12 protein-coding genes are annotated in these 11,400 nt (G+C 70.0%); all 12 read right to left on the reverse strand.

What is annotated here, in order from left to right:
• Positions 1-25 precede the first annotated feature (25 nt).
• The 12 genes from KNO15_RS12615 to KNO15_RS12670 are packed head-to-tail and all read right to left on the reverse strand — an operon-like array spanning position 26 to position 11,400.
• Positions 26-895 (reverse strand): ThuA domain-containing protein, encoded by an 870-nt coding sequence (locus KNO15_RS12615; protein WP_241704081.1) that lies wholly within the window; start codon positions 893-895, stop codon positions 26-28.
• Positions 892-1,986: an alpha-hydroxy acid oxidase gene (locus KNO15_RS12620; RefSeq protein WP_241704082.1), complete on the reverse strand. Its 1,095-nt coding sequence runs from the start codon at positions 1,984-1,986 to the stop codon at positions 892-894. The genes KNO15_RS12615 and KNO15_RS12620 overlap by 4 nt, the downstream gene beginning before the upstream one ends.
• Positions 1,983-2,975, reverse strand: a complete 993-nt coding sequence (locus tag KNO15_RS12625) for a Gfo/Idh/MocA family protein (RefSeq protein WP_241704083.1) — start codon at positions 2,973-2,975, stop codon at positions 1,983-1,985. Before KNO15_RS12625 ends, KNO15_RS12620 begins: the two co-directional genes overlap by 4 nt.
• A gap of 4 nt (positions 2,976-2,979) precedes the next feature.
• Positions 2,980-3,987 carry a sugar phosphate isomerase/epimerase family protein gene (locus KNO15_RS12630; protein ID WP_241704084.1) on the reverse strand — a complete coding sequence of 336 codons (1,008 nt, stop codon included), beginning with the start codon at positions 3,985-3,987 and terminating at the stop codon, positions 2,980-2,982.
• A 13-nt stretch (positions 3,988-4,000) separates the two neighbouring features.
• Positions 4,001-5,182, reverse strand: a complete 1,182-nt coding sequence (locus tag KNO15_RS12635) for a Gfo/Idh/MocA family protein (RefSeq protein ID WP_241704085.1) — start codon at positions 5,180-5,182, stop codon at positions 4,001-4,003.
• Complete coding sequence (locus KNO15_RS12640; protein ID WP_241704086.1) at positions 5,179-5,595, reverse strand: C-glycoside deglycosidase beta subunit domain-containing protein; 417 nt, start codon at positions 5,593-5,595, stop codon at positions 5,179-5,181. The genes KNO15_RS12635 and KNO15_RS12640 overlap by 4 nt, the downstream gene beginning before the upstream one ends.
• 9 nt (positions 5,596-5,604) lie before the next feature.
• Positions 5,605-6,402: a nuclear transport factor 2 family protein gene (locus tag KNO15_RS12645; protein ID WP_241704087.1), complete on the reverse strand. Its 798-nt coding sequence runs from the start codon at positions 6,400-6,402 to the stop codon at positions 5,605-5,607.
• A 21-nt stretch (positions 6,403-6,423) separates the two neighbouring features.
• Positions 6,424-7,455: a sugar phosphate isomerase/epimerase family protein gene (locus KNO15_RS12650; protein WP_241704673.1), complete on the reverse strand. Its 1,032-nt coding sequence runs from the start codon at positions 7,453-7,455 to the stop codon at positions 6,424-6,426.
• A gap of 14 nt (positions 7,456-7,469) precedes the next feature.
• A complete protein-coding gene (locus KNO15_RS12655; protein WP_241704088.1) occupies positions 7,470-8,588 on the reverse strand; it encodes a sugar phosphate isomerase/epimerase family protein in 1,119 nt (372 codons plus the stop codon).
• Entirely contained in the window at positions 8,585-8,980 is a 396-nt protein-coding gene (locus KNO15_RS12660) for a C-glycoside deglycosidase beta subunit domain-containing protein (RefSeq protein WP_241704089.1), read from the reverse strand. Before KNO15_RS12660 ends, KNO15_RS12655 begins: the two co-directional genes overlap by 4 nt.
• Positions 8,981-9,010: 30 nt before the next feature.
• A complete protein-coding gene (locus KNO15_RS12665; RefSeq protein WP_241704090.1) occupies positions 9,011-10,609 on the reverse strand; it encodes a GMC oxidoreductase in 1,599 nt (532 codons plus the stop codon).
• Positions 10,606-11,400 carry a TIM barrel protein gene (locus tag KNO15_RS12670; RefSeq protein ID WP_241704091.1) on the reverse strand — a complete coding sequence of 265 codons (795 nt, stop codon included), beginning with the start codon at positions 11,398-11,400 and terminating at the stop codon, positions 10,606-10,608. Before KNO15_RS12670 ends, KNO15_RS12665 begins: the two co-directional genes overlap by 4 nt.

Consider the following 11,400-nt stretch of genomic DNA (forward strand, 5'->3'; position numbering starts at 1 on the left):
CGCCGAGGGGGCGGCCGGCGAGCGCTCAGCGCTCGTGGTTGTAGTACGGCCAGGGGAGGAAGCGGCGCTCGCCCCGGCGGTCGGGTCCGGTCAGCGTCACTTCGCCGGTGGCGGCCCACTCGACGCCGCGCGGGAACATCCGGATGAACTCGACGCGGCGGAAGGTATCGATGTCGTGCCCGATCGTGATGGTGAACGAGCGACCCGCTCCGTACTCGTTGATCCAGGCGATCGGCTGGTCGGTGTTCATGCCGGGGAGGGCGGCGATACCCTCGCCCGGGATCGCCACCGGGTAGTGCGACATCGGCCAGACCGGCGCGTTCTCGTAGGACTCGAGGTCGTCGTAGGTGGTGAGCAGCACCTGCGCGCCGTCCAGGATCTCGACACCGGTGAGGATGTCGTCCCCCGTGACGGTCCAGCGTGCGCTGATGCCGTCGGTGATCGGGTGGCGTGGCTCGACGGTGTCGAGCTGCGCCTCGCCCCACGGGCGTGGCCGCAGGCCTCCAGCGACGGTCAGCCGCGACCCGCGCAGGGTGTTGTACTCGTCCGGGTAGCCCCAGTCGTCCTCCTGCGCGGCCGAGCCGTGGAACCAGACGATGCCCTTGCCGTCGTCGTGGACGAACTTCAGGAGCGCGGCATCCGTCTCGGCGCCGAAGCCGACGGCCTTCTCGTGGTAGCCGTCGCGACCCTCGAAGACGACGATCACCACGTCGTATTTGTCGATGATCTGCGCGCCCAGCCCGCGCGGGTCCTCCACGACCCGCACGCGGAATCGCCCGGTGTCCTCCAGCAGCTGCGTCAGCCAGACGTTGTGCTGGCGGAAGCTGCGGTGCTCGTTGTCGTGCTCACGGGTCATGTGCCCAGAGAGGATGAGCACGTCGATGGTGTCGGTCATGGAATTCTCCGTCCTGGTTCGAGGATGGCGTCGTCGATGTCCGACACGCTCGTGGCTCCGGTGATCGCCATCCCCTCGGCCAGCTCGGCTCGAAGGATGCTCAGGACGCGCTCCACTCCGGCGGCGGCGCCGACGGTCAGCCCCCACAGAGCCGGACGACCGACGAGCACGGCTCTCGCGCCGAGGCCGAGCGCCCGCAGAACGTCGAACCCGGATCGGATGCCGCTGTCGGCATACACCTCGATGTCGTCACCCACAGCGTCGATGACGGCGGGGAGCGCATGCGCCACGGGTTGCGAGGACCGCAGCGCCTGCCCGGCGTGGTTGGACACGATGACGCCGGCGGCGCCGTGGTCTCGGGCGAGGATCGCGTCCTCGGGCCGGATGACCCCCTTCAGCAGGAGGGGCAGGTCGGACAGCCCTTTCAACCACTCCACATCCCCCCACGAGGCACTCGGGTCGGGGAAGGTCGCGCCGAACGGCTTGTCACGGTAGTCCCGGACGACATACATCGTGTGGGCGTCATCCCGCCACTGCTGCTCCAGAGCGCGCATCGCCTCCCGCATCGGCCGCGGAAACGACGGCATCACGGGGAGGTCGACCGTCAGGCAGAGAGCCGAAGCGCCGGCGGCGACGGCACGCTCGACCACGTCGCGCACGACCTCGCGGTCGCGGAAGCAGTAGACCTGCTGCCAATAGCGACCGGCCGCCACCGCGCCGACCTGTTCCGGGGTCCGCGCGCCCGTCATGCTCAGTGTGGTGATGGTCCCGGCTGCCATCGCGCCCCGGGCGGTGGCGACCTCCCCCTCCGGCTGCACGAACGTGGAGCCCACGAACGGTGCCGTGATGATCGGCAGGGAGATACGTTCGCCGAGCACGGTGACCGACGTGTCGACGTCACCGACATCGGTGAGCGCACGGGGCCGGAGATGGATGCTGCTCCAGGCGGCGATGTCGTCGTGCAGCGTCCGCTCCATGCCCGCGTTGTTGACGAACTCCCGGTACGCTTCGGGCATCACGCGCTCCGCAGCGACCCGGAACTCCTCCACGTCCCAGAGGTCCGCGAGGTCGACACTCTCCGTCCGGATCACCGTGGCTCCAGCCCGGCGGCCCGGTAGATGTCGTCGACCGCGCGCATCGTGCCGACGCCGCGCTCGGCGTCGAGGATGCTGGGGGCTCCGTCGCCGAGAACGGCGACGAGGTGTTCCAGCTGACGCGCGTAGCTGTTCTCCCCGTCGACCGCGGTCTCCTCCACGAGGAGGTCGTCGCCCGCGCTGACGCGCAATGTCGCTCCCCACTGCGGCACGATGACGCTCGTGGCCTCCAGGTGCGCCGCCGAGCCGGCGATGCGCAGCGACATGGCGCCCTCGTCGTCGCCGAGGAACGAAGCGCGGACGTCGGCCCGCGCTCCCGACGGCAGCCGCAGTACGGCGTCGGTCTGCAGGTCGATCCGCTGGTCGCCGTCATAGAGCACCGCGGTGGCCTGCTCGACCACCGGCTCCCCCCACGCGGCGCGAAGGAGGTCGACCGCGTAACAACCCACATCCATCACAGCCCCGCCGCCCAGGTCTCCGTCGAGTCGGATGTTTCCCGGCTTGACGACGAAGTGCGGGATGCTGAAGTCGATGTCGACGCTCTCGACGTCGCCGAGCACGCCCGATGCGATGACGTCGAGCAGGCGTTGCGTGAACGAGTGGAGCCGGTAGTGGAAGCCGACGAAAGCACGTCGGCCCGTCGCCTCGGCGGTTTCGCCGATCAGGGCGGCGGTCGTGCCGTTGACCGACAGCGGCTTCTCGCACAAGACGTGCTTCCCGGCGCGCAGCGCGCGGACTGCCCACTCGGCGTGGGTGATCGGCGGCAACGCGAGGTAAACGAGGTCGATGTCGGGGTCGGACAGGATCGTCTCGTAGCCGCCGTGCTTCGGCAGCCCCAGTCGCTCGCCGAACGCGCGGGCGCGTTCCGGATCGCGCGCCCCGATGGCGACGACGCTCGCCCCCGCCACGTCGTGCGACGGTTCCACCATCGCCCGCTCCGCGATACCACCGGCCCCCAGGATGCCGATCCTCAGCTCCGACGGCACGATGTCAGTCCTGCTTCGTCGAGAAGGCGGCGTCGAAGGACGCGTCCGGCGGGGTGATCGCGTTGAGCTCGCGCACGAAGGCGATGGCCTCCGGGGCGCCCTGGAGGCGGTCCATGCCGGCGTCCTCCCACTCCACGGACGTCGGGCCGGTGTAGCCGATGAAGTTGAGCGCGCGGAAGATCGGCTCCCACGGCACCTCGCCGTGCGCCGTCGACACGAACGTCCAGCCGCGGCGCGGGTTCGCCCACGGCAGGTGCGAGCCGAGCACTCCGTTGCGGCCGTCGAGGTTGGTGATCGACTCCTTCACGTGCACGTGGAAGATGTGGTCGGCGAAGTCGAGCACGAACGCCACTGGGTCCAGCTGCTGCCACATGAAGTGCGACGGGTCGAAGTTGATGCCGAAGCTCTCGCGGTGGCCGATGGCCTTCAGTGTCGCCTTGGCCGTCCAGTAGTCGTAGGCGATCTCGGAGGGGTGCACCTCGAGCGCGAAGCGCACTCCGACCTCCTCGAAGACATCGAGGATCGGGTGGAAACGGTCGGCGAAGTCCCGGTAGCCGGCCGCGATCCACTCGTCGGAGGCCGGCGGGAACATCGCCACGGCCTTCCAGATCGAGGAGCCGGTGAAGCCGGTGACGGTCTTCACACCGAGCGCGGCAGCCATCCGGGCGGTGAGCTTCAGCTCCTCGGCAGCGCGCTGCCGCACGCCTTCCGGATCGCCGTCGCCCCAGACCCGGTCGTTGAGGATGCCGCGGTGCCGCTCGTCGATCGGGTCGTCGCAGACGGCCTGGCCGGCGAGGTGGTTGGAGATCGTCCACACGTTCAGGCCGTTGCGCTCCAGGATGTCCTTCCGCGACTGCACGTAATCGGCGTCGTCCCACCGCGAGACGTCGAGGTGGTCGCCCCAGCAGGCGATCTCGAGGCCGTCGTAGCCCCACTCGCCCGCGAGCCGGGCCACCTCCTCGAACGGGAGGTCGGCCCACTGGCCGGTGAACAGGGTGATCGGTCGGGTCATGATCGTCCTCCTCCTAGACGCGCGCGGGTTCTGCGGCCTCGACCGCGACCCACGCCGAGTCGTTCGCCGAGCTGGCTTCCACCGCGGCGAGCACGCGCTGCACGGCCAGCCCGTCGGCGAAGGTCGGGTCGAGCTCGGTGCCGTGGGCGATGGCTGTGACGAAATCGACGACCTGGTGCGAGAACCCGTGCTCGTAGCCGAGCATGTGGCCAGGAGGCCACCACGCCGAGACGTAGGGATGCTCGGGCTCGGTGACCAGGATCGTCGTGAACCCCTGCAGTTCGCCGGGCGCGTTGCGGTCGCAGTACCGCAGTTCGTTGAGGCGTTCGAGGTCGAACGCCAGCGCTCCCTGAGAGCCGGAGACCTCGATGGTGAGGGCGTTCTTGCGCCCGGTGGCGAAGCGCGTGGCCTCGAACGACACCAGTGCGCCGTTGCCGAGCCGTCCGGTGAAGATCGCGGCGTCGTCGACCGTCACGTCGCCGAGCTCTCCGGTGGAGCTGCCGGCGAACCCGGAGCGCTCGCCGAGCACGGGCCGTTGCGCGACGATCGTCTCGACCGTCCCGGAGACCCGGGTCACCGGGCTCCCTGTCACGAACTGCGTCAGGTCGACGATGTGCGCGCCGATGTCGCCCAGGGCTCCCGAACCGGCGTGCTCCCTCCGGAGGCGCCAGCCGAGCGGCACGGACGGGTCGACGAGCCAGTCCTGCCGATACGCCGCGCGCACCTGCCGCACCTCGCCGATCGTCCCGCGGGAGATCAGGTCCTGCAGCAGGGAGACGGCCGGGACGCGCCGGTAGGTGAAGCCCACCATCGCGCGCACCCCCTTCTCGGCGGCACGCTCGGCAGCCGCCGCCATCGCCTCGGCCTCCTCGACCGAGTTGGCGAGCGGCTTCTCGCACAGCACGTGCTTGCCGGCCTCCAGCGCCGCGATCGCGATCTCGGCGTGCGAGTCGCCGGGCGTCACGATGTCGACCAGGTCGATGTCGTCGCGGGCGATCACCTCTCGCCAGTCGGTGGCGTGCTCGGCCCAGCCCCACTGCGCGGCGGCCTTCGCCACCGCCTCCTCGTTCCGTCCGGCGATCACGGCCAGCTCGACCGAGTCAGCGAGGTCGAAGACGCGGGGAGCCTGCCGCCAGCCCACCGAGTGCGCCGCGCCCATGAACCCGTAGCCGATCAGGGCCACGCGCAGCGTCATGCCAGCACCAGCTCGCGCTCGACAGGCACCCGGTTGGTCACGTACCGGCCGGGGCCGCCGTCGACGCCCGGCATGATCTGCATGTAGAGCAGACGCATGGTGAGGACGACCTCCACGGTGAGTCTCTCGCCCGCCGCAGGCGCGTGGCCCAGCGGGATCACGACGTCAGGACGGTCGGCGACGAACCACAGGGTCTCGGACTGCTCCGGCAGCTCCTCGATCCGGTAGCTGCGGCCGTCCAGCTCGAAGCGGAGGTCGTCGCGCGGGATCTCCACACCGTTCACGGTCGCCGCGACGTCGTCGACCGCCGAGAGCCACAGGCTCCGGTACCAGGGGATCTGGATCGAGACCGCGATGCCGTCGTCGGTACGCCGCACGTCCTTCTCCGAGAACAGCGAGTTGTGCGTTGCCATGAGCGTCTCCTACTTGAACGTGTCGGTGAAGGTGTCGTGCGCGACCGGGGGCACCGGCTCGAGCGACTGCACCGTGTTCGGGCTGTACGGGTGGTTCTCACTCGGGACCGGCTCGTCCGCCGGCGGCATGAACACCGGCTTGCCGTCGTCGCCGAAGTACATGAGGTCGAGGTCGAAGGCCCCCTGGTTCTTCTCGCCGAAGCTGACCCAGTTCTCCTCGAACGGCGCCCGGGCGAGCTCGTAGCAGCGGAACTTCCAGATCTTCCACTCGCCGTCCTGGCGCAGGAAGTCGATGGCGTACTTGCACCAGACCCAGTGCGCCCAGACCTTCTTGCCCTGCACCGTTTCGGGCGAGTACATGTCCGGGAAGGCCTTGGCCACCTCCGGGTCGGTCAGGCCCGACTCGGTGCCGGCCATCAGCCAGACGCCCTTCGCGGTCTTTCCGTCTCCGGCGACCTCGATGACCGGCGTGGTCGTGGCGTGGAGGATGAGCTTGCCCTCGGGCGCCGGGCGCCCCCGGTGGTAGCGCGTGACGCTCTCCCAGGTCGTGTACTGCCCGGCGTTCGTGTAGCGGGCGCGGATTCCCTCCGTGCCCTCTTTCACCCAGAGCGGGATGATCTGCTCGTCCTGGAACGCGTTGTGCAGATACATGTAGCGGCTGAACAGGTTCTCGATCTCACCGCGGTCGGCGGCGCGGCGGGCGAGGCCCTGTGCGGCGGCGACCTCCTCGCGCAGGCGCGCGACTTCGGCGACGAGCTCCGAGACGGTCGTCTCGCCGATGGCGTTCGATACAGCGGTTTCCGACATGGCTGATGTGCTCCTTCGCGATCAGGCCGGGACGCCGGCGACGGCGTCTTCGATGGTGCGCCGCATGAGCGCGTGCTGCTTCTTCACGAGGTCGATCGGGTCGGCCTCCCCGAGATCCTGGAAGGCGTGGCCCTCCCACTCGCTGGAGAGGTACCCGCGATAGCCGCCCTGGACGAACTGGCGCACGATGCGCGGGATGTCCATCGCGGGTTCCTGACCCTCGGCGTCGATGTCATAGAACTTGGCGTGCACGTGGAAGATCTGCGGCATGATGTCCAGCCACTCCTCCGGCGGCACCAGCCCGTGCATGTTGAACGCCAGCCGCGTGAACGGGCCGAACCCGACCGGGTCGACGCCTTCGCCGGTGAGGTAGTCCTCGAACTTCTGGTTGCGGACGTGCATCGGCGTCGGCTCGTGCCAGATCTCGTCCATGACCGCGAAGTGCTTCTCGTCCATGCCCATCTTCGCCAGCTGAGCGAGCAGCGTCGGCGACAGGCTGTGCATGGTCGAGGAGAAGTCGGCGGTGAACCCGAGCCGGTCGCTGCCGAGCTCGTCGTAGAGCTCGCGGATGCCGATCACCTTGGGGTCGTTCGGGCCCTGCGGCGCATGGATCTCGTAGCCGAGCCGCTGGTCGTACTTCTCGGCGAGCGGCAGGAGGCTGCGCAGCAGCTCCCGGCCGGCCGAGCGGATGACGACCCGCTTGAAGCCGAGGGTGTGCGCGGTCTTCAGCTGGCGCGCGAGGAAGTCGTGCTCCTCCTCCGGCGTCATGTCGCGCTCTTTGCGCCGGCCCATGTCGAGGTTGGTTCCGACGGCGCTCGGCTGGAGGCCGTACTTCTCGAGCGAGTCGAACCAGAGCTTCACGAACTCGGCGTCGACATCCGGGTACGTGCGCAGCAGCTGGGCGATGTTGAACTCGACGCCCGGGCCGATGCCGTTCTCGGCGACGGCGGCGATCAACGTCTCCGGCGTGTAGATCCCGGCCGCGAACTCGCTCGTCATCGAGTAGAGCGTGGTGCCCAGCTCGATGCCGGTGCCTGCGATGCCGGTGCCGATGGAGTCCTCCGCGCTCATGCGCTCGCCCCTTCCGTGCTCGGCAGCCACTGGGCCAGCTGGAGGCGCGCCTCCTCGGCGTCGGTGACCATCCGGCTCCCCGCGTTCTGCGCCGCCGAGCGCTGCACGGCCTGCTCGTCGCGGATGATCTCGAACGGCGACTGCCAGTAGTTCCAGTGCCAGCCCTCGTACTCGCTCGAGATCGCCCCGTCGTAGCCGCTCTGCACCAGCAGCGCGATGAGGTCGCGCACCGGCACCGAGGGCTCCTCGCGGTTCTCGTCGATGCCGAAGAACTTGCCGTGCACGTGCTTGATCCACGGCATGATCTCCAGCCAGTCGTCGACGCGCGCCGGTCCGAACAGGCCGGTGCCGTTGATGGCGAAGTCGATGCCGAGGTCCGGCCGCCCGTTCTGCGCGGCCAGGCCGATGAACCGGCCGAAGCGCTGGCCGTGGTCGGCCTGGTCGGCGGGCGGGCCTGCCTCGTAGAACTCGTTCCAGAGGTCGACGACCTGGCCGAGCAGCTCGTCGGTGGCGCCGCGGCGCCGGTAGGCCTCGATCAGTGAGGGCGCGAACCCGACGGTGGTGGCGCCCCAGTCGGCGGTGAAGCCGAGGAACGGCGACCCGACCTCCTCGTAGCGGTCGCGCAGCGCGAGGATGCGCGGGTGCGAGGCGTATTGGTCGGCGTGCACCTCCAGAGCCAGCGTCACGCCGTACCGCTCGGCGATCGGCGCGAGCGCGGCCATCGAGTCGGGCGTGATCGAGATCTGCACGCGCGCGATCGGGAAGCCGAGCTTGGCGGCGGCCTCGATCTGGCGGCGCATGTACTCGATGAGCTCGTCCTGGTTCAGGAGGCGGTCGCGGTGGATGCCGATGTCGGCGTTGATCGCCAGCGACGTGGTGACCAGGCCGAGCTCGTCGATCAGGTCGCGGAACCACCCGGCGAACCGGTCGTCGATCGCGGGGAAGCCGCGGAAGCTCGAGAAGCCGATGATCTCGAGCCCCGGACCGTAGCCGTCGGCGGCGACCTTGCGGATCAGTCCTTCGAGGTCGTACTCGCGGCCGTGGAACGCCCGGGTGAAGCTGTAGAGGGTCACGCCCTGGATCGGGGATCCGAGACGCGTGGTCGGGTCGCTCATGCCGCCACCGCCTTCATGGTCTTGCTGTCGTGCTCCTCGATGTGGAGCACCTCGTCGTCGCCGATGATGATGTACGGGATGTAGACCGTGAGGTCGACGGACACCTCGTGCTCGCCGTCCGCGGCGACCGGGATCTCGCCCGAGAGCACGGCGGAGTCGAGCGGGAACCACCACTCCTCGGTGTCGTCCTTCATCTCTGCGAAGGTGCGCTCGCGGCCGTTGAGCGCCCAGCGGAGCGTCTCGGCCGGAGCGGGCACGCCGTCCACGGACAGCGTGGCGCCTGCGATGCAGGACGCCGGGAGTGCACGGTACCAGGGAATGCGCACGTCGACCGCGGCACGAGTGCCGGTGGTCCTGAGCGTTCCCTGCTCGATGATGCGATCGGGGATCACGAGTCCTCCTTGACTACTTTTTCCGTGTTTCTACACACTAATGTTGGTTTGCTGCATAAGCAAGGGTTCAGCGTCCGACAGCTCGCGCGCGATGCGACGGGCGCCCTTCACGGCCAGCGCGACCGAGGTCAGCGTCGGGTTGCACGCCGTCGCCGTCGGGATGACGCCGTTGCCGGCGACGAAGACACCTGGCGCCTCCCACACCTCGCTGTCCGGGCTGCACACGCTGCGGCCGTCGTCGGTCTCCCCCATCCGAACGCTGCCCTGGTAGTGCAGGGAGGCGCCGAGCGGCATGGTGAACGGCCGGTCACCGATCGGGTCGCCGACCGCCTTTGCGAGCTCGACGATCTCGGCCTGCGCACGCTCGACCACCGCGCGGTCGCGGTCGGTGAGCGTGTAGTGGAGGCGCATGGCGGGCATCCCGTACCAGTCGAGCTCGTCGTCGGCGAACGCCACCCGGTCGTCCCACTGCAGGTCCTTGGCGCAGAACAGGCCGAGCCCGACGATCGAGCCGGGCACCACCGGATCGTCGTCCGCGAGCGGGATCGGAGAGGCGTCGAGCTGCATGACCTGACCGTGGAACGGCACGGCGTCAGTGAACGGCACCCAGCTCACGCCGCTCCGCTCGCTGATGGCGCCGTCGATGATCTCGTCGGCGCCGACGCTGCCTCCGGTCGCGCCCTCCGCTGCGCGCTCGGCGGCCGCGACCTCCGCGGCATCGCGGATGCGGGTGGCGTACACGACCTGCGTCTGATCGTTGAGCATGCGGCCCAGCGCAGTCGGACGGATGCCGGACGCCCAGAGCACCTGCGGCGTGCGCAGGGCGTCCGCGGCGACCACGACGAAGCGCGCACGCACGGTGTGGAGGTCGCCCGTGCGCCGGTCGCGCACCTCCACGCCGGCGGCGCGGCCGTCAGCGAGCAGCACCCGCGTGACCAGTGACTCGTCGTAGAGCGTGAAGTGCGGGTTGGCGCGGGTCTCGTCGCCGAACACCACGTCGGAGCCCGACCAGACCAGCCGGCCGTCGTCGCGGCGGTGCACCGCCAGGGGCATCCGCTGCACGCGCCGGGCGACGGGCCTCCCGTCGTCCACCGCGGCGGCGAGCCGTTCGCGCACGAGCGCGGTGAACGGCGCGTTGTCGAAGGCGTCGGTCGTGACGGCGAGCAGCCGGTCGGCCTCGTCGAGGAGGTCGTCCAGGTCGGGCAGGAAGGCGATGCGCTCGCTGTCGCCCGGCCGCGGGCACGCGCCGGTCCAGTGCGCACCCATCCCGCCGACGTTGCTGGAGAACGCGGCGACGGGCATGCCGTCCTCCCCCGGAGCCTGGTAGCCCTCGTCGAGGAGGTAGGTGCCGGGGCGCCCGCGACGCTGGCCGGCGGTCACCGCCCCGGGCGAGCTCACCGTCTCCGAGCCGGCGCCCGGCCCCTCCGAGCGCTCCTGTGCGTCGGCCCGGTCGACAGGGTCCTCGATGTTCTTGACATGCGCGCCCGGCGGGCTCGACACCGTCGGGCCGACCTCGAACAGAGCGAGCGTCGAGCCGGGAGCCTCCTCGCTGAGGATGCGCGCGTAGGCGGCGCCCGTCGGGCCGCTGCCCACGATGACGACGTCGACCGCCTCGGGATACCGGCTCATGCGGCCGCCGCCAGTTCGCGGATGAGTGCGACGGAGGCCGCCGACTCCTGCGTCGGGTAGTACTCGAGCCCGATCGGCCCGCCGTAGCCGGAGGCCCGCAGGGTGCCGAGGCGCTCCGCCCAGTCGAGGTCGCCGGAGCCGGGTTCACCGCGGCCGGGGGCGTCGGCGAGCTGCACGTAGGCGACGAGGTCGCCGGCGTTCGCGAGCTCGGCCGCCATGTCCTCGCCCTCGACGGCCGAGTGGTAGATGTCGTAGAGCACGCCGAAGAACGGGGAGTCGACGCCGCGCGCGACGTAGACGGCCTCTGCCGTGCGATCGAGCAGCGAACCGGGGTGGTCGACGCGCACGTTGACCGGCTCCAGCGCGAGCGTGATGCCCGAACCGTCGATCTGCGCGATCGCCTTCTGATAGATCTCGATGAGCTTGTCGAGCTGCAGCTGCCGCTTCCAGCCTCCGAAGCCCGTTCCGCTGCCGACGACGATGCGCGGGCAGCCGAGGTCCTGCGCGATGGCGACGCCCTCGTCGAGCTTGCGGTAGAACTCGCTGTGATCCCACGGCGGGATCATGAACTGGGTGCGCGGCTCCGAGAGCTGCGCGGTGAGCTTCGTGCCGGTCTCCTCCAGCGCGGCCTTCAGCGCGGGGAGGTCCTTCGGCGTCGCGGGGGCGTCGACGCCGGTCGGTCCCCACATCTCGACCGCGCCGAAGCCGGCCGCCGCGGCGGCACGGACACGATCGTGGTAGTCGCCTGCCTCGGTGAAGAGCAACTCGATGTTGGGTGCGAGCTCGTACAT

It is taken from the genome of Leifsonia shinshuensis, assembly GCF_022606355.1.
Taxonomy (GTDB): Bacteria; Actinomycetota; Actinomycetes; order Actinomycetales; family Microbacteriaceae; genus Leifsonia; species Leifsonia shinshuensis_B.